Source organism: Roseobacter cerasinus (assembly GCF_009811755.1).
In the GTDB taxonomy this organism is placed as follows: Bacteria; Pseudomonadota; Alphaproteobacteria; order Rhodobacterales; family Rhodobacteraceae; genus Roseobacter; species Roseobacter cerasinus.
The window spans coordinates 292731-310858 of record NZ_BLIV01000003.1 but is presented as its reverse complement, the minus strand read 5'-3'; the positions used below and the strand labels follow the sequence as shown (position 1 = coordinate 310858).

The window sequence follows — 18128 nt, the reverse complement described above, 5'->3', positions numbered from 1 at the left end:
CTTTCAGCAAACCGCAGATGTCCGCTTGGCGGACCAAAGTTAGCTGTCGCTGCGGCTGTGCCAATGTCTGCTTTGACCAGCCACGGCGGGGCCAAAACTGTCATTTGAACCGTCGTGGTACACCAAAAAAATGGTCGTCTCTTGACCTGCCCAGAATGACTTTTTCAAAGGACGTAGTGCAGAGCTAGAGATGGCATGCTGTCGGTTCTGTGGGTCCCGAGACAAGGGGTTTGTGAAACTGAGGAATCCAAGTCGCAACAAGAAGGTTTCACCGCGAATCCAAGCGGACGCGGTGAAATTGGTGACGACGCGTGACGTTGGCACGGCATAAGCAACACAGGATCATTGAACGACCTTTTTGCCCGGGCTCAAGATTCAAACTGTCGCATCAAGGCAGCCTTGTCCTCCGCCCCCGGGCCTCTCGCTGTCAGGCTTTCCAAAACACTTGTTGCCGTTTTCAGGCAAGGCATCGTCAGGCCATTTGTACATGCAAGTTCCATTGCGCCATTCAAGTCTTTCAACATGTTGCCCAGCCGGCCCGTTGGCGAGAAATCGCGACGTGCCATCTTGCCCATGAACTCCTGCATCAAGACTGAGTCTGCACGCTCTCCGCTGAGCGCCGCCGGGGTTTTCTGGGCGTCGACACACTGGCTGAGCGCAAGTTGCGTCGCTTCGGCAATTGCCTTGAAGGCGATCCCCGCCAACACCTGATTGACAGCCTTCGTCACCTGGCCTGCCCCGCTGGGCCCCATGTAGCTGTCGTTCGAGCCCAAGGTCGTCATGATCGGTTTGGTTTCGTCGAAGTCCTTCACAGCCCCCCGGCAAACAGTGCGAGATCTCCGGTCGCGACGCGCGGGACACCACCGGAAAGCGGGCAATCCAGCCAACGAAGGCCTGCCTTTGCTGCATCCTCTGACAAAGCGCGGGTCGATACAGGATCAATCGAGGACATGTCGATAATCAACGTGCCCGTGTTTGCACCCGATGCGATCTCATCCGGGCCGAAAACCGCACATCGCACGATGTCAGCGGGATTCAGGCTGAGGATAACGGCATCGCCCCCCGCGCAGGCTTCGGCTGCAGAGCCAACAAGGTGTTCCCCACCTTCAACCAACGACATGGTTTTGCTGCTGTCCGCGTCAACGGGCCGAACAGACAAGCCGACAGACAAAAGACGCCTGCCAGTCAATTTGGGACGACTGCTATGCTGATCGCCCCCTTGCATACAGCCTCGTCTGTAGGCAATTGGTGTGGGCCTAGACCCCGTCGGACGCCGCGAACGGCATCTCAAGAAACACACGGCGCTTACCAAAGGAGCCGTCTTCCTGCGGATCATATGCATAGATCGCCTGTGTGTCCTCGATGTAGGCTGGCGTGGCCCCGTCGCCTTCCGGCACGCGGATGAAATCGTAGGATCCATTGCCCCAAGCCCCGACATAAAGCGTCTTTTGATCGAGTGAGACCAGAACGCCATTGATTTTACCGGCGTCCGAAACCAGCCGTGTGACGGAGCCATCCAGATCGATCCGAAAGACCGAATGCGGGGCCTGTGTCATTGGCTCATATGTCTAGCCCCCTATTTCGGGTCGACGAACTAAATGCGACCTGCCTCGTCAATCGTCAGATCGTTCGGGCCATTGTATTCGCGACCTTCGAAAAGATGGGGCAGGATGAAGCTGCGGCCTGATCCGCTGTGCACGCCATAGATGCTGTCGGTCATGCCCGCAGGGTCATAGATCTTCTCTTTCAGCACATTGGCGTGGTCTTGCCCTGTCACCTGCTCAATGAGCTTTTGCAGCAGCAGGAAATTGGTGTTCGGATACTCATAGGCCTCGCCGGGAGCAAAGGACGCTGCCTCTCCGGTGGCAATGGCCAATATCTCATCCGGGCCCAGGGGCCGCGGCGGGTCATCCATGATCAACTCGATGAAGGCTGGCAGGTCGCCATCCCCCGGGACAGTGTCATAATCAAGGATGCCAGAATGGTTCGACAACAGCTGGTGCATTGTCACGGTGTCGATATTCGCGATCTCCGGCAACGCGGATACATCCATCTGCGCGCTCATTGGGGCGTCGAAATTGATCGGTCCCTCCGCCACCAGGTCGAGCACCAGCACCCCCACCATCATCCCGACCTGCGATCCGATCTGAAACTGATGGTCTGTGGTCACGGGGTCGCCGGTTTCGGTATCCTCGACGCCGCGCGCATCTGTGATGGACAGCCCGCCTCGGGCGATCTCCATCAAGGCGGCTGGCGCTGTCTTCTGGCGATCAAAGGCGTCAAGGTCGGTGTCCGGCGCGGCGGGGGTAAATGTCGACATTGTCGGTATCCTTATTGGCATTTGAATCAGGGGGCGCAGCCCCGAGGTCGGCTATGGCAGGAATGCTCCTGTTCTGGCGTCCTCTTCGACCGGGCAGGACAAAATTCACCGCAAACGCGCAACGCCGGTCCGGCATCACCCATTGCGGCCCGAGTGGCAGAACAAAGCCACCACCAACAATTGTTGTGTTTTGACCGCAAAGCAGAAACCATGTGAGGTGTCGGCAAAGGCAAAGCCCATGGCTCCGACAGACCGCGCAGCACCGGTGGGATGATCCACCACACGCGCACTCTAGAAGGGAGGACCTGTCATGACATCATCCACCATAAGGCGCACCAGGGGCCGGGGCCGCCTGTTCGGCTCGGTGCTCGACACCGTGGGCGATACGCCCACCATTCGCATCAACCGGCTCGCCCCTGAGGGCGTGGAACTTTATGTGAAGGCGGAGTTCTTCAACCCAGCTGCCTCGGTCAAGGACCGGCTGGCGCTGAACATCATTGAGGCGGCAGAGCGTGAGGGCCTGTTGCAGCCCGGGCAAACCGTGGTCGAAGCCACCTCCGGCAACACCGGTATCGGCCTTGCGATGGTCTGCGCGCAGAAGGGCTATCCGCTGGTGGTGACCATGGCCGACAGCTTCTCCATCGAGCGGCGCAAGCTGATGCGCATGCTGGGGGCCAAGGTGGTGCTGACACCCCGCGCCGAGAAGGGCTTTGGCATGTACCGCAAGGCGGTTGAGCTGGCCCACGCGAACGGCTGGTTCCTCGCCAGCCAGTTCGAGACAACGGCCAATGCGGACATACATGAGGCCACCACCGCGCAGGAGATCCTCGGCGATTTCGAGGGCAAGCAACTGGACTATGTGGTCACTGGATACGGCACCGGCGGCACGGTCACCGGTCTGGGACGGGTTCTGCGCAACGCGCGTCCTGACACCAAGATTATCCTCAGCGAACCGGCCAATGCACAGCTTGTGGGCAGCGGCATCGCGCAGGAGCGTGACGCCAATGGCGCCCCCGCGGTGGGGCACTCCGCGTTTGAACCGCATCCCATTCAGGGCTGGACGCCGGACTTCATCCCCGCCGTGCTGCAGGAAGCGCTGGACAAAGACTACTATGACGAGCTGCGGCCCGTTGCGGGCAGCGACGGCATTCACTGGGCGCGTGAGCTCGCCAGCAAGGAAGGCATTCTGACAGGCGTCTCCGGCGGGTCCACCTTCGCCATCTCGCAGGAAATCGCGAAGGCCGCAGCTCCGGGCACCGTGATCCTCTGCATGTTGCCGGACACGGGTGAGCGCTATCTCTCCACCCCGCTGTTCGAAGGAATCGCCGAAGAGATGGACGCAGAGGAAGTGGAGATCTCCAAATCAACCCCAGGCTATCAGATGCCCTGATGGCGTGGCGGGTGCCCCGTGCAGGTCATGCTTACGCAGCGAAATGCTGACGGAAGGCCGCTTCTCCTGAGGGCGAAAAAAACACCGCGCGGCTGTCCGTTGCACGCCGGGCCCAACCACGCACCTCGAAAGCGGCCAAAAGCGCGCGGCCCAGGCTGCCCGCCAGGTGTGAGCGGCGCTCGCTCCAGTCCAGACATTCCCGGCAGAGGGGCGATTTTCCACGTCTCAGCCCGTCCACATCAACGCCCAACTCGGTGACGAAGGCCACCCCATCTGGCGTCAGGTGCAGATCATCGTCTTGCCCCATCAAAAAGCCGCGCTGCTGCAACCCGTCAAACATCTGAATGCCCATATCTCCAGCCAGATGGTTATAGCACACGCGGGCTTTGCGCAGCGACGCGTCGCGCGGCCCGGTGCGGGTCCGCAGGTGGCCGGTTTTGGCGGCCAGCCCCATCAACCCTTCGAGCACGGCGGCCACATCCTCGCTAGCCAGCGACACATACTTGTGCCGCCCCTGTTTGCGCATACGCAAGAGCCCGCCTGCGTCCAGCTTGGCCAGATGAGAGCTTGCGGTCTGCTGGGTCACCCCGGCCTCTGCGGCCAGCTCGGTCGCGGTCAACGCCTTGCCGCTCATCAGCGCGGTCAACATATTGGCGCGCGCGGGGTCACCGATCAGCGCGGCGATGCGGACGATATCAGGACCTTCTTTCATAGTTCGATGTTAGCCGAAGCATGAGGCGCAGGCAATGCGCTATCCCTTGGGTGAAACCAAAGGAGACCTCATGCTGACCTGCATCATCAAATATCACATCGACCCCACCAAACGCGAGCAATTCGACCAATACGCCCGCACCTGGGGCCAGGCCATTCCGCGCTGCGGCGCCGATTTGATCGGCTATTTCTCTCCGCACGAAGGGTCATCGACCCTCGCCTACGGGATTTACAATACCCCCAGTCTCAGCGCCTATGAGAGCTACCGCGCGCGGCTGGCGGCGGACCCGCTGGGTCAGGAAAACTATGCTTTTGCCCAGAAGGAGAAGTTCCTGCTGCGTGAAGACCGCACCTTTTTGACACTGGCCTCTGCGCCGCATGGAGACCCCGCGTGATTGCTGTGATTTTCGAAGTCGAACCCGCAGAGGGTCGCCAACAGGACTATCTGGATATCGCCGCCAAGATGCGGCCCATGGTCAATGAGGTCGAGGGCTTCATCTCGGTGGAGCGGTTCCAGAGCCTGACCGACCCGAAAAAGATCCTGTCTCTATCGTTTTTCGAGGATGAAGCCGCCGTTGAGCGCTGGCGTGCCCTGAGCGCACACCGCGCGGCGCAAAGCGCGGGTCGGAAGGGTATTTTCGCAGGCTACCGGCTGCGCATCACTCAAGTCATCCGAGACTATGGCATGTTCGATCGGGCACAAGCGCCGGATGACAGCAATGTCCATCATGGCGTGACGCGGGGCCCCGGCGCGAAATAGGCAAAATCTGTCATAAATGCAGGCGCTTATCTGGGTTGGCGCTATCAATGTATTTACCCGATAAGTGGAGACTGACGGGCACTGCTTGATTGACTGCCGGCCCCTGATGAACCGACTTATTGACTGCCTGACACAGGATCACGACTACAAGCTGGTTGCGCTGGCCGCGACGATCTGTCTGATCGGCAGCTGCCTGAGCGTTCTGCTGTCGCGACGGCTGCTGTCGGCCAGAGGCACCCGCCGGCTGATCCAGATTGCGTTGAGCAGCATGATCGCGGGCGCCACCATCTGGACCACGCATTTTGTCGCCATGCTGGCCTATGATCCGGGTATGCGGCACGGCTATGAACCGATCGCGACGGGGGTGTCGCTGCTTATCGCAGTGCTTGGCCTGTTGGTCAGCAACGCGATCTTTACCTTTGCGCCAAAAGGCATCTACACGCTGGTCGCGGGGGCGATCTTTGGGCTGACAGTGGCTGCGATGCACTATGTGGGCATGTCGGCCTATCTGCTGCCGGGGCAGATTGTCTGGGATCAAACCTATGTGATCGCATCGGTCCTGCTGGGCGCGATCTTCGGCGCGGGCGCTTATCACCGCATGGCCTTTCCGATCACACGCTATTGCTGGCTCGGCGGCGCAACCCTCATGGTACTGTCCATCTGCGCGATGCATTTCACCGGCATGACAGCGGTGACCATTGAACTCAGCCCGCTCTACCGGGTGCCTGCACAAGTGGTTTCGGACGAGACCCTTGGCCTTTTGATCATCGGGATCATGGCCGTGGTGCTGCTGGTGGGCTTTGCGGCCGTCAGCATTGAAACCGGAATCGAGCAGGAGGCGCGGGGCAAGCTGGAGCAAGCCGCACTGCAGGATCCACTCACCGCTCTGCCGAACCGCATGCACCTGAACGAGAAGATGACCGAGCTGTCAGCGCGCCTGACCGCGGATGAGACGGAGCGTCTGGCCGTGCTGACCATCGATCTCAACCGTTTCAAGGAGATCAACGATATCTACGGCCACTCGGCGGGGGATGCGGTGCTCTCGGCTGTGGGCAAACGATTTTGCGCAACGCTGGAGGAGGATGAATTTGTTGCCCGCTCCGGCGGGGATGAATTCGTAGCATTGAAGCGCGGGGTGCGGCGGCAGGAACAGGTCATGGCCTTTGCCAAGCGGCTGCACGCGCTTTTGATCGAGCCCATCCAGATCGATCAGGCCTCTGTCGTGGTTGGCGCCTCCATCGGCATTGCGACAAGCATGCACGATGGGCGTGTGCTGCATGATCTGCTGCACAAATCCGACCTCGCCATGTATCGTGCCAAGATGGAGCCTGAGCGCCACATCTGCATATACAACGCGGAAATGGATCAGCAGAGCCGCGAGCGCATTGTGATGATCAACGACCTCAGGGAGGCGGCGGCCAGGGGGGAGTTCGAGTTGGTGTACCAGCTGCAAAATGACATCGGTTCGCTGGACCCGATCGGCTTTGAGGTTCTGCTGCGCTGGCACCACCCTGATCGTGGGATGATCCCCCCGGATGTGTTCATTCCGATTGCAGAGGAATCCGGTCTGATCCGCGACATCGGGCTGTGGGTGCTGCGCACCGCCTGCTTCGAAGCGATGACCTGGCCCAAGCCCTTTAGCGTCGCTGTGAATGTCGCACCGCAGCAGCTGGTGCAGCCCTCCTTCCTCGAACATGTGTCGGATATACTGATGGAGAGCCGACTGCCTCCGGAGCGGCTTGAGCTTGAGGTCACGGAGGCCAGCATCATCGATGATCAGGCGCATACGCTGCGTGTCATGCACCGGCTCAAGGATATGGGGGTTCGCATCGCCATGGATGACTTTGGAACCGGGTATTCCTCGCTGGCCACGCTGCAGACCTTCCCCTTCGACAAGATCAAGATTGACCGCAGCTTTGTCCAGAACGTGCATCTGGATCAGCAGCGCGCGGCCATTGTGCGCTCGACACTGCTCCTGGGCGCGGCTCTGAACATCCCGGTTCTGGCTGAGGGCGTCGAGGTTGAAGACGAGTTGGCCTTTCTGAGGGCGGAGAAGTGCAATTCCGCCCAGGGTTTCTATTTCGGGCGCCCGATGAGCCGCGATGACGTGCAAAGCCTCTTTGACGCAGACCGCCGCGACAAAGCCTCCTGACATCCACCATTGCAAAATCCCGTGCAGCGCGGGCAGGATATCCTGGGCCAAGGGAATAAGGGAAGACGGATGCGCACTCAGGTTGTGATCATTGGCGGCGGGCCGTCGGGTCTGCTTTTGGCGCGGCTGTTGCACACCAAAGGGATCGATACGGTTGTTCTTGAACGCAGAACCGAGGCGCATGTGCTTGCCCGGATCCGCGCGGGGGTGCTGGAGCGCGGGCTGGTTGATCTGATGGCGCAGGCGGGTTTGGACACCCGGCTACGCGCCGAAGGCATACCTCATGACGGCACGCTGATCAGCTATGACGACACGCTCTTTCGCATTGATTTCAAGGCGCAGACCGGCACCTCCGTGATGGTCTATGGCCAGACCGAGCTGACCCGCGATCTCTATGCCGCACGCGCGGCCTGTGGTGGAGGGATTGTGTTCGAGGCGGAGGCGGTCCAGATTCATGAGGCTGACGGGCACGCGCCCTATGTCACCTACCACGTCGACGGGCAGCAGCGGCGGATCGACTGCGACTTCATCGCCGGATGCGACGGGTTTCACGGGGTGAGCCGCAGATCCATCCCCGATGGGGTCCGGCGCGACTATGAGAAGGTCTATCCCTTCGGCTGGCTGGGTGTGCTTAGCGAAACGCCGCCTGTCGCGGACGAGCTGATCTATGCCAATTCCAGCCGGGGGTTTGCCCTTTGTTCCATGCGCAACCCGCAGCTCTCGCGCTACTACATCCAATGCAGCATGGCCGACAGCCCCGACGATTGGAGCGACGCGGCCTTCTGGGCGGAGTTGCGGCGGCGCATCCCGACAGCGCAGGCGGACGCGCTTGTGACTGGCCCCTCCATCGAGAAATCCATCGCGCCGCTGCGGTCGTTTGTGACCGAACCGATGCGCTGGGGGCGTCTGTTTCTCTGTGGCGATGCCGCCCACATCGTGCCGCCCACCGGCGCCAAGGGCCTCAACACCGCCGCCTCAGACGTGCAGTACCTCTTCCACGCTTTGGTGCGGCACTACGACGACAAGGATGACAGTGGCCTTGACGGCTACTCCGAAAAGGCCCTGGCACGGGTCTGGAAGGCGGAGCGGTTCAGCTGGTGGTTCTCGTCCCTGATGCACCGCTACCCCGACCAGTCGGAATTCGACCTGCGCATCCAGCGGGCCGAGCTGGAGTTTCTGCGCAGCAATGACGCCGCGCAGAAGGCCTTCGCCGAGAACTACGTGGGGCTACCCTACTAGCCCGCGAGCGACGGCAGGAAGAGCACGATCCCCGGGAAGGCCACCAAAAGCGCGATGGTGATCGCATCCGCCACAAAGAAGGGCGACACGCCTTTGAAGACGTCCTGAACGGTCAGGTCTTCGCGCACCCCGGCCACCACAAAACAGTTGAGGCCAATGGGCGGCGTGATCAGACAGAACTCCGCCATCTTCACCACCAGAATGCCGAACCAGATCGCACACATCGGCCCCGACATGCCAAAGGCACTGTCGGCGGCACTCACAAACTCGCCTCCGTTCAGCGCCATGACCGCCGGGTAGACGACCGGGAGCGTCAAGAGCAGCATGCCGATGGCGTCCATGAACATGCCCAAGACCGCATAGGCCAACAGGATGCAGATCAGGATTAGCATGGGTGACATCTCCAGCCCCGTAATCCAATCGGCAAAGGCCTCCGGCAGTTCGGCAAAGCCGAGGAACCGCACGTAGATCAGCACACCCCAGATGATGGAGAAGATCATCACGGTGAGCTTGGCGGTGTCCAACAGCGCGGTCTTGAGCTGCCCCCAGCGCATGCCACGATAGAGCGCCATCAGGAAGATGATGAACGCCCCGATGGCGCCGCCTTCGGTGGGTGTGCCCCAGGCATCGCCAAAGGGATTGTAGACAAAGAAAATGATGATCACGACCACCGCCACGATGGGCAGCGCGGGCGGCAAGGCTTCGAACTTCTCCCGCCAGGAGAAACCGCCCACGGGCGGACCGACCGATTTGAAGATCACCGCGATGCCGATGATCAGCGTGGCGTAGACCACCGCCGAGAACATACCTGGCAGAAAACCCGCGAGCAGCAGCTTACCCACGTCCTGCTCCACAATGATGGCGTAGATCACGAGGATCGCCGAGGGCGGGATCAACGAGGCCAACGTGCCGCCCGCCGCCACGACGCCCGCTGCGAATTGCTTGTTGTAGCCGATTTTCAGCATCTCGGGTATGGCGATGCGCGCAAACACCGCCGCCGTGGCCACCGACGCGCCCGAGACGGCGGCAAACCCCGCCGTGGCAAATACGGTGGAGACGGCCAGCCCCCCCGGCACCCAGGCGATCCAGCGTTTCGCCGCCGTAAAGAGCGCCGTTGTGAGCTTCGCGTGATAGGCCAGATAGCCAATCAGGATGAACACCGGGATCAGGCTGAGCACCTGCGCCGAGACCTTGGAATGTGGCGTCAGCCCCGCGACCTTCACACTGATCTCAACCGCTTTCCAGAACCGCTCCGGGTCATAATCAAACCCATTCCAGCGCAGCCAGACCAGCCCGACAAAGCCCGCAAGCCCGGCCGCAAAGGCCACGCGCATGCCCAAAACGACAAAGACGAGCAGGCCGCCGCTGACCCACAATCCGATTTCAATGGGTTCCATCAATCCGCCCCGTCCAGCGCTTCGGCTTCAAGCCGGGCCTGTTCGGCCACCGAGAGGTTCAGCGGCACGGCGACAGGGCTCTCCAGCCCCAGGATCAACGCGCGCCCATAGCCCCAGGCCTGCAGGACCAGCCGCAGCGCCAGCACAGCAAAGGCAATGGGCACCACCAGTTTTGATGGCCAGATCGGCAGGCCGATGTCGATGGAACTGTCGCGGCTGCACAGGGGTCGTGCGCAATCAAAAGAGCGGTCAAAATGCTCCCAAGCGCCCCAGGTGAGCGCCACGATCAGCAGCAGGATCAGCAGTACCGAGACCAGCTCGAAGAACCACAACACCCGCCCACGCAGGGCGCTGACCAACATGTCCATGCGCACATGGCTGCCGTCGCGCTGCACGTAGGCCACACCCATGATCGCGATGATCGGCATCGCGGCCTCGATATAGTCCACATATCCGGCCATCGGCGCGCCGAAGAACTTACGCCCGGTGACCGAATAAGCCGCCAGAAACATCAGCGAGAAAATTGCAAACCCGCTGAGCAGCGCGCAGAATTTCTCGATGGGTAAAAGCGTGCGGTCCAGCCTGCTGAGCAGACTGGAGTCTTCAAGCACGGCGGCTGATCCGGCCATACCCCTGCCCCCTGTTTGTTATGGATTGGGGCCGCGCCGCAGACCGGCACGGCCCTGATGGGTCAGCTGCCGCCTTTGGCGTCCGCCAGTGTTTCGACGACGAGATCATAAAGCTCCTGACCTGGGAGGCCCTGGGCTTCCATCTCGGCGATCCAGGCGTCTTTGGCCGGGTCTGCCGCAGCGGTCCGGAACTCCGCGATCACGGCAGGATCGATCTCGACCTTGGTCACGCCCTTCTCTTCCAGCACGGCATCCCAGCGCTTGATCAGCTCGGCGTAGTTGGCGAGGTAGTGATCAATTGCCTCCGACACCGAACTGTCGAGCGCTTCGCGGTGCGCATCCGACAGAGACTCGTAGGCGTCAATATTCACAACCACAGGGCAGTTCACTGTGCCGGGGTTCAGGTTCGCCGTCCACCAGTCCGCCTGATTGATGGTGCCAAAGCTCAGATGCGCGTGCTGGGCAAAGGCCACGGTGTCGACCACACCGCCTTCCATCGCCTGATAGGCCTCGGTGGCCGTCACGGAGGTGGGCACAGCGCCCACGGCCTTGAACGCCTCGCCCAGACCACCGGTGGCACGCACGCGCATGCCTTCGAACTCGGCCAGCTCATCGCGCGGCTCGCCGGTGCCCACAAGATTATACTGCGGCATGGGCGAGGTCATCAGCAGCTTGGCATTCCACTGCGCCATCTCTTCGGTGGCGGCGGGGTGGCTATATACAGCGGCGGAGACCGCCACTTCTTGCTCCAGATTCTCAACGCCCAGGAACGGCAGCTCCAGCACAGTGATCACGCGGTTCTTGTCGGGGTGATAGCCTGCGCAGAACTGCGCCATCTCAAACGCGCCGATGGAGATACCGTCGAGGTTTTCGCGGTTCTTTGACAACCCGCCATAGCTGACGTTCATCGTGAATTCGCCACCGGTTTTTTCGGCGACCAGCTCAGCCAGCTTTTCCACGTGCTCGGTGAAGGCGCGGCGCTTGCCCCAGACCGATACGTTCCATTCGGTGGCCGCGGCCTCCGAGACAAATGCAAAGCTGATGGCGGCGACAGCGGCGCCGGACAGATATGTGTTCATGTGAGTTCTCCCTTATGACGTACCCTATATGGGGCACGCTTGGCGCAAGGCTACCCAAGCGGATCGGGCCTGCCAAGCCCAGAAAGCCCGCCGCCCATCCACATCCCTCAGAGCGGCGCAGGCTATTGTCCTTTCGGCTTATTCCCTTCCATCACGATCCCGCTATGATCCGGGCGTGGGAGGAGTCGCGTTCGGGCCGGGAAGACGAACGCAGGACGGCTTCTTCGCAAGATGACGACCCAAGAGAGGAGCCTTCATGTCCGACGCCAGCACCACTGCAAAGACCTATCCGCCGTCCGCAGACATGGCCGCAAAGGCGCATGTGAACGCCGCGAAGTATGCGGAGATGTACGCGCGGTCTCTTTCTGATCCCGAGGGGTTCTGGCGCGAACATGCGGGGCGCGTCGACTGGATGACGCCCTTCACCAAGGTCAAGGACGTCGACTATACGCTGGGTCAGGTCTCGATCAAATGGTTCGAGGATGGCACGCTGAACGTGTCGGCCAACTGCATTGATCGGCATCTTGAGACGCGCGGCGATCAGACGGCAATCATCTGGGAGCCAGACAGCCCTAGCGACCCGGCGCTGCATATCACCTACCGCGAACTGCATACCTCCGTCTGCAAGATGGCAAATGTGCTGAAAGATCTCGGCGTCAGCAAGGGTGATCGGGTGATAATCTACATGCCCATGATCCCCGAGGCCGCTTATGCGATGCTGGCGTGCGCGCGGATCGGTGCGATTCATTCCATCGTCTTTGCTGGGTTCTCGCCGGATGCTTTGGCCGCACGGGTCAATGGATCAAACGCCAAAGTTGTCATCACCGCAGACGAGGCGCCGCGCGGCGGGCGCAACACGCCGCTGAAATCAAACGCGGATCAGGCGCTGTTGCACACGGCTGACGATGTGAAGCTGCTGGTGGTCAAGCGCACCGGCGGTCAGACCACCTGGATCGACGGGCGCGACTTTGACTACAATGCTCTGGCAGCGGAGGCCTCCGCCGACTGCGTGCCTGAGGAGATGGGGGCCGAAGACCCGCTGTTCGTTCTCTACACATCAGGCTCAACCGGGCAGCCCAAGGGCGTGGTGCACACCACCGGTGGCTATCTGGTCTATGCGGCGATGACCCATGAGATCACCTTCGACTATCACGACGGCGACATCTATTGGTGCACGGCGGATGTGGGCTGGGTCACGGGCCACAGCTATATCGTCTATGGCCCGCTCGCGAATGGCGCGACCACGCTGATGTTCGAGGGTGTGCCCACCTACCCGGATGCGAGCCGCTTTTGGCAGGTGTGCGAGAAGCACAAGGTGAATCAGTTCTACACGGCACCGACCGCCATTCGGGCCTTGATGGGTCAGGGCAACGAGTTTGTGGAGGGGTGTGATCTGAGCGCTCTGCGCCTGCTCGGCACCGTGGGTGAACCTATCAACCCCGAGGCCTGGACCTGGTACAATGAGGTTGTCGGCAAGGGCACATGCCCCATCGTCGACACCTGGTGGCAGACGGAGACGGGCGGGCATCTGATGACCCCCCTGCCCGGCGCCCATTCGATGAAACCCGGGGCCGCGATGAAGCCCTTCTTTGGCATCAAGCCGGTGGTGCTGGAGCCGGCCTCAGGCGCGGTGATCGAAGGCAATGATGTAGAAGGCGTGCTCTGCATCGCTGACAGCTGGCCGGGGCAGATGCGCACGGTCTGGGGCGATCACGACCGGTTTGAGAAGACCTATTTCAGCGACTACGCGGGCTATTACTTCACGGGCGATGGCTGCAAACGCGATGCGGATGGAGACTACTGGATCACCGGCCGCGTGGACGACGTGATCAACGTCTCCGGCCACCGCATGGGGACGGCGGAGGTGGAATCAGCACTGGTCGCCCACGCCAAAGTGGCTGAGGCCGCCGTGGTCGGCTACCCGCATGACATCAAGGGTCAGGGCATCTATTGCTACGTCACGCTGATGAACGGGGAAGAGCCCACCGAAGAGTTGCGCAAGGAGCTGCGCACCTGGGTGCGCACCGAGATTGGCCCGATTGCCTCACCTGACCTGATCCAATGGGCGCCCGGCTTGCCAAAGACGCGCTCCGGCAAGATCATGCGGCGCATCCTGCGCAAGATTGCGGAGGATGATTTCGGGGCCTTGGGTGACACTTCAACACTGGCCGACCCCTCGGTAGTCGATGATCTGATCGAAAACCGCATGAACAAGAGCTGACCAACCTGCAGTCAGTGGCCAAGGCCGGTGCGCTGCATCGGCCTCTTTGTTATGGTCAGGTCACCTTGTCACTTGTACAGCGCGCTTTAGATCACTCCCCAACACAAGAGATGTGACGGCACCCATGACTGCTGAGCCCAGAAATTTCACTCCAAGTGCTGACCGCCACGCGGAGCTGCGCCGCGCCTTCGGGTGTTTTGGCACCGGGGTGACCGTGATCACCACGCAGACCGCTGACGGCCCGCTTGGCATGACGGCGAATTCCTTTTCATCGGTGTCGCTGAGCCCGCCGCTGGTGCTCTGGTCCCCCGCGCTGTCGTCCGGGCGTCACGATGCGTTTGCGGACGCGGAAAGCTTCTGTATCCACGTGCTCGGCGAGACCCAGCTTGCAATGGCCAGACACTTTGCAAAACACGGCGATGGGTTTGACATGTTCCCGTGGGACACAGGGCCATTTGGCGCGCCCCGGCTGCAGGGCTGTCTGGCCGAGTTCCACTGCCGTACACATGCGGTGCATCCGGCGGGCGATCATTCGCTGATCCTCGGAGAGGTACAGCATGTTGCGCAATCCGCAGAGGATCAACCCGGGTTGCTGTTCGACCGTGGCCGATTTGGACGGTTCACAGCAGATCTCTGAGGGCTGCTCAGTAGTCCCGCTCGAAGAAAATCCCAAGGCCGGTGTTGCCGTCTTGACCAACGGTACCTTTGGCGGTCAGCGCATCCGTCACATCGAGGTTGATCGACAGCTCCGTCTCTCCGCCACCCGTTGTGACGTCAGTGTAGACGTTTTCCGAGATGTATTTTCCTGCGCGCAGGGCAGCCTCTCCATCATCGGTGGTTGTGATGTCGAAATCATCCAGCCCAAAGCCCTCACGCAGATTTCCGATCACATCGGATCCTTGCCGCCCAGCCAGAACCGCCACGGCATTGGCCAGCTGCAGCGCTTGAAAGGCGCTGATGTCACCAATGTCCCGCCCGAAGAGCAGCTGCGACAGCACCTGATCCTGCGGCGAATCCGGCGTCGAGACAAAGGAGACATCCGGCGTCGTGGCCGGCCCGTCGAGCACAACGCCCGCTGTGCCGCTTTCGGTGCTGGTTGAGGTCACGAACCGGATGTAGGGCACCAGATCCCCCTGGAACTGGATCGACCCCTCGACCAGATCGAAACGTTTTCCAAGGATGTCCAGACGCCCGCGCACCAGATCGAATTGCCCGACCGATATCACCCGCGCGGTGGTTCCACGGATGTCCAGCGCGCCGCCCAGCTCCGCATCCACGCCGCGACCACGCACGAAGATCTGCCGGGGGGCGTTGATCCGGATGCCGAGAGCATAGGCGTTTGCCGCGCTGTTGCTGGGCCCGGACGCCGCAGGTCCAGGGATCACATCGGCACGCCTGCGCGTCGCGGTCACAGCCGCCGGGGCGTTGACATGCACGATATCGGGGATCTCGCCGATGCTCGTCACACCGGAGGATGGCACCGTGATCAGCGTCTCACCCACGTTGATCTCACCGGCGATGCGCGCCCCGCCTGTCAGCGGACCATTGACCGTGATCGCCCCGTCCAGCACCGTCGAAAACAAACTCGGGTCTGCAAAACCCATGCTCTGCAGCGCAACCTCCAGATTGGCCGCCAGCGTGCCGAGGTTCAGCGACCCCGAGGCGGCGATGCGCCCGCCGCTTTCCACCGCACTTTGCGCATCGATGCGCAGGGTGCCGTCCGCCAGGTCCAACGTGCTGTCGAGATCCGACAGAACAAGCCGCAGGTTCGGAGCGGCAAAGCTGGCCCCGTTGGTTGTGATACGGCCAGAAACCGCGTCCAGCCCGGGTGCCCCCTGCACCGCCAGATCGAACCGGGCCTGACCTTGCAGGCTGCGCGGTGCCAGGAACGGCTCCGCCAGCCCCAGCGGCAAGGCGCCTGCAACGTCAAGATCCAGCGTGCCATCCTGCGCCACCCGCCCGGCGATCGTGGCATCCGTGCCAGCAGGACCTGCGGCAACCGTGTCAATCTGCCAGTCCGTTCCGGCCCGCGCGGCCTCCCCTTCGATGGAGAATGGCCCCCGGATCTTGGGCACAAAGACCCCGATGTCCGGCAAGGCGGCGGCAAAGGTGACAGCGGCCTCCGGCCCGGTGGCCAGCCCCGCAACGCTCACGTCTGCGCCATAGGGGCCGCTGGCATCCACATCCACGTTATAGCCCTCAGGGGTCAGCCAAAGGCGCCCCGCTGCCTTTAGAGGCCCCTGCACGCTCTCCACAAGCGGTTTGATCTCGGGCACCGACAGATCGAAGGTCACATCGGTCTGTGGCCCGGTGGCGCGGCCCTGAACCGCCAATTGGCTATCGTAAGGTGCATCCGCATCCAAATCCACGCTCCAGCCCAGAGCGTCCTGCGTGGCCTCCGCCACAAGGGTTACCGGCCCGTCGTATTGCGGCAGCACCAGGGCGATGTCGCGCAGGGCCGCACGCAGGGCGACCTGACTGTCGTCGGTGCGCAGGCTGGCATCCGCCGTGACCTCCAGCGCGTCATTGCTGAGGTCCAACCCGTCTACAAAAGTGCCCGAGACATCGCGGCGCGTGCCCAGCGACAGCTGCGTCCGTCCGGCGAGCACCGCGTCCGCTTGCGGCACGCCCACGGTCAGGTCGGTGGTGCGGCCCGAAATAGTCAGATCGAACATGCTGCTGAGCGGTGTCACATCCCCCGCCACGTCCAGCCGCGCCGCCCCCGAGAGGGGTCGCCCGGCCACGGCGGCAAAGCGGGCAAGGTCTTTCGCCTCGACCAGCAGGTCGAGCGCCATGGGGAACCCGCTGCTCAATCCGTCAATGGTCACATCCCCCGCGAGGCCATAGTCTTCGCCGTCAAGCGTTAGGGCTGTGATGCGGATGGGCTCATCCTCCACATAGTCGACCCGCGCCTGGCCCGTCAGATCCTGCCCCACCGCCTGCGCGGTGGCGGGATCGGCAAACTCCAACCCGCGCGCCGCAAAACCCACATCCCCCAGGAAACGCCCAACAGTGCCGACGGCGCCTTGCAATTTACCATCAAGGTCCAGCTGCGCGGACGCGACACTCAGATCCGGGCGGTCCAACCCGGTGACATCGAAGCGGCCCAGAAACGCGTCGCCGTTCTCTGCATCATAGTCGACACTCAGCAGCACGCGCCCCACGGTTGTCGGCACATCGCCACCCGGCAGGGTGACAGGCTGCGTGTCGCCGCGCCCGATCTGCCCGTCGACATCCACAAACACCGGCCAGTTGTCAGCGTTCAGCCGCAGCTCCCCCGCCAATTGAGCGGATTGCGCCGCAAGGCTAAAGGTGCGCACATGCATACCACCACTCGCGATCAGGATCGTATCGGCCTGGACCTGCACGTCCGGTCCAAAGAAATCACGCGACTGCGGGGCCACAAGCGCGGTGATATCGCCGCCGATATCCGCCTGTATGCGGCGATCAGGCGCGGCCCCTTCCACATCCACGGGCAGTGCGCTCAGCATGACCTGCCCGGCCACCCGATCGGTGCCGTCCGTGGCGAGCGCAATGTCGGCAGTAAAGTCATCGAGCGGCCCGGTGCCCGCCACCGTTAGATCCAGCGCCGGCTGGCCCGGCAGATTCAGAATCCGCCCCGCCAGACCGCCTGCCGCCTCGTCCAGCTGAATCTCGACCGAGATGTCGGAGCTGTCGCGCGCAAAGCTGCCCTTGAGCACATAAGTGCCCGCGCTGCCATCCAGGCGACGGGCGTCCAGATCCAGAACCGCCCCGTCGTCATCCAGACGCGCGCTGGCCGCGATGCCCAGCTCCGCCGCCACACCCAATATCGGTTCCCCCAGCGCAATGCGTTCCAGCGCGATCTGCTCGATATTGATCGAGACGGGCAGATCGGGCAGGGCAAACTCCGTGGCCTCCGCCGAGGGGATCTCGACCGTCTCCTCCACCTCAGGCAGGCGCGGCAGCTCCAGCGCGGCGGCGCTCAGGCGGTTGACCTCAAGCCGCCCGCGCAGCAACGCCAGACGGCTCCAGTTCAGCCTGACGTCTTCCAGCGTGAGCCAGATGCCCTGATCATCTGCGATTGTCATCCGCGCAAAAGACGCCTCCGAACTCAGCGCCCCTTCGAATCCTTCGATGTTGACCTCCCGCCCCGCACCCGAGAGCAGATCCTCGATGGTGCGGGTCAGAAAGCCGCCGTCATCGTCCTGCGCGGCGGACAGCTGCGGCAGGTGGAGCAACGCGAGACAG

Annotated in this window: 16 protein-coding genes; 7 read left to right on the top strand and 9 right to left on the bottom strand. The window is 62.2% G+C overall.

The genetic code is table 11. The features are described 5' to 3' along the window. Positions 1 to 368: 368 nt before the first annotated feature. Genes So717_RS08985 through So717_RS08970 form a run of 4 tightly spaced genes read right to left on the bottom strand, consistent with a single transcriptional unit; the run spans position 369 to position 2320 of the window. Positions 369 to 812 (bottom strand): NAD-binding protein, encoded by a 444-nt coding sequence (locus So717_RS08985; protein WP_159976285.1) that lies wholly within the window; start codon positions 810 to 812, stop codon positions 369 to 371. After that, positions 809 to 1225 (bottom strand): NAD(P)-binding domain-containing protein, encoded by a 417-nt coding sequence (locus So717_RS08980; protein ID WP_275113666.1) that lies wholly within the window; start codon positions 1223 to 1225, stop codon positions 809 to 811. Before So717_RS08980 ends, So717_RS08985 begins: the two co-directional genes overlap by 4 nt. A gap of 31 nt (positions 1226 to 1256) precedes the next feature. Continuing rightward, positions 1257 to 1556 carry an SMP-30/gluconolactonase/LRE family protein gene (locus So717_RS08975; protein ID WP_159976279.1) on the bottom strand — a complete coding sequence of 100 codons (300 nt, stop codon included), beginning with the start codon at positions 1554 to 1556 and terminating at the stop codon, positions 1257 to 1259. Between the two features lie 38 nt (positions 1557 to 1594). Beyond that, positions 1595 to 2320 (bottom strand): serine hydrolase domain-containing protein, encoded by a 726-nt coding sequence (locus tag So717_RS08970; RefSeq protein ID WP_159976276.1) that lies wholly within the window; start codon positions 2318 to 2320, stop codon positions 1595 to 1597. A gap of 310 nt (positions 2321 to 2630) precedes the next feature. Here So717_RS08970 and So717_RS08965 point away from each other — a divergent pair, with 310 nt between their 5' ends. Then, a complete protein-coding gene (locus So717_RS08965; protein ID WP_159976273.1) occupies positions 2631 to 3710 on the top strand; it encodes a PLP-dependent cysteine synthase family protein in 1080 nt (359 codons plus the stop codon). Between the two features lie 31 nt (positions 3711 to 3741). On the opposite strand, the gene So717_RS08960 is transcribed toward So717_RS08965, so the two are convergent. Continuing rightward, on the bottom strand, positions 3742 to 4422 hold the full coding sequence (locus So717_RS08960) for an ArsR/SmtB family transcription factor (RefSeq protein ID WP_159976270.1): 681 nt from the start codon (positions 4420 to 4422) through the stop codon (positions 3742 to 3744). Between the two features lie 70 nt (positions 4423 to 4492). Between So717_RS08960 and So717_RS08955 the strand changes: the two genes are divergently transcribed. The 4 genes from So717_RS08955 (at position 4493) to pobA (ending at position 8572) form a co-directional block, all read left to right on the top strand. Then, entirely contained in the window at positions 4493 to 4816 is a 324-nt protein-coding gene (locus So717_RS08955) for an NIPSNAP family protein (RefSeq protein WP_159977111.1), read from the top strand. Continuing rightward, positions 4813 to 5181 (top strand): antibiotic biosynthesis monooxygenase family protein, encoded by a 369-nt coding sequence (locus tag So717_RS08950; RefSeq protein ID WP_159976267.1) that lies wholly within the window; start codon positions 4813 to 4815, stop codon positions 5179 to 5181. Before So717_RS08955 ends, So717_RS08950 begins: the two co-directional genes overlap by 4 nt. Before the next feature lie 106 nt (positions 5182 to 5287). Continuing rightward, positions 5288 to 7333 carry a putative bifunctional diguanylate cyclase/phosphodiesterase gene (locus tag So717_RS08945; protein WP_159976264.1) on the top strand — a complete coding sequence of 682 codons (2046 nt, stop codon included), beginning with the start codon at positions 5288 to 5290 and terminating at the stop codon, positions 7331 to 7333. Between the two features lie 69 nt (positions 7334 to 7402). After that, positions 7403 to 8572, top strand: coding sequence for a 4-hydroxybenzoate 3-monooxygenase (gene pobA, locus So717_RS08940; RefSeq protein ID WP_159976261.1), 1170 nt, complete (start codon positions 7403 to 7405; stop codon positions 8570 to 8572). Here pobA and So717_RS08935 read toward each other — a convergent pair. The 3 genes from So717_RS08935 to So717_RS08925 form a co-directional block, all read right to left on the bottom strand. Then, the gene (locus So717_RS08935) at positions 8569 to 9969 is read right to left on the bottom strand and encodes a TRAP transporter large permease (protein WP_159976258.1); all 1401 of its coding nucleotides are present in this window, start codon (positions 9967 to 9969) and stop codon (positions 8569 to 8571) included. The genes pobA and So717_RS08935 overlap by 4 nt on opposite strands. Then, positions 9969 to 10598, bottom strand: a complete 630-nt coding sequence (locus So717_RS08930) for a TRAP transporter small permease subunit (protein ID WP_159976255.1) — start codon at positions 10596 to 10598, stop codon at positions 9969 to 9971. Before So717_RS08930 ends, So717_RS08935 begins: the two co-directional genes overlap by 1 nt. A gap of 62 nt (positions 10599 to 10660) precedes the next feature. Continuing rightward, entirely contained in the window at positions 10661 to 11677 is a 1017-nt protein-coding gene (locus So717_RS08925) for a C4-dicarboxylate TRAP transporter substrate-binding protein (protein WP_159976252.1), read from the bottom strand. 256 nt (positions 11678 to 11933) lie between these two features. Between So717_RS08925 and acs the strand changes: the two genes are divergently transcribed. Both acs and So717_RS08915 read left to right on the top strand, forming a co-directional pair. After that, positions 11934 to 13898, top strand: coding sequence for an acetate--CoA ligase (acs, locus tag So717_RS08920; protein WP_159976249.1), 1965 nt, complete (start codon positions 11934 to 11936; stop codon positions 13896 to 13898). A 124-nt stretch (positions 13899 to 14022) separates the two neighbouring features. After that, the gene (locus So717_RS08915; RefSeq protein ID WP_159976246.1) at positions 14023 to 14535 is read left to right on the top strand and encodes a flavin reductase family protein; all 513 of its coding nucleotides are present in this window, start codon (positions 14023 to 14025) and stop codon (positions 14533 to 14535) included. Between the two features lie 7 nt (positions 14536 to 14542). On the opposite strand, the gene So717_RS08910 is transcribed toward So717_RS08915, so the two are convergent. Next, positions 14543 to 18118, bottom strand: a complete 3576-nt coding sequence (locus tag So717_RS08910; protein ID WP_238840763.1) for a translocation/assembly module TamB domain-containing protein — start codon at positions 18116 to 18118, stop codon at positions 14543 to 14545. Positions 18119 to 18128 lie beyond the last annotated feature (10 nt).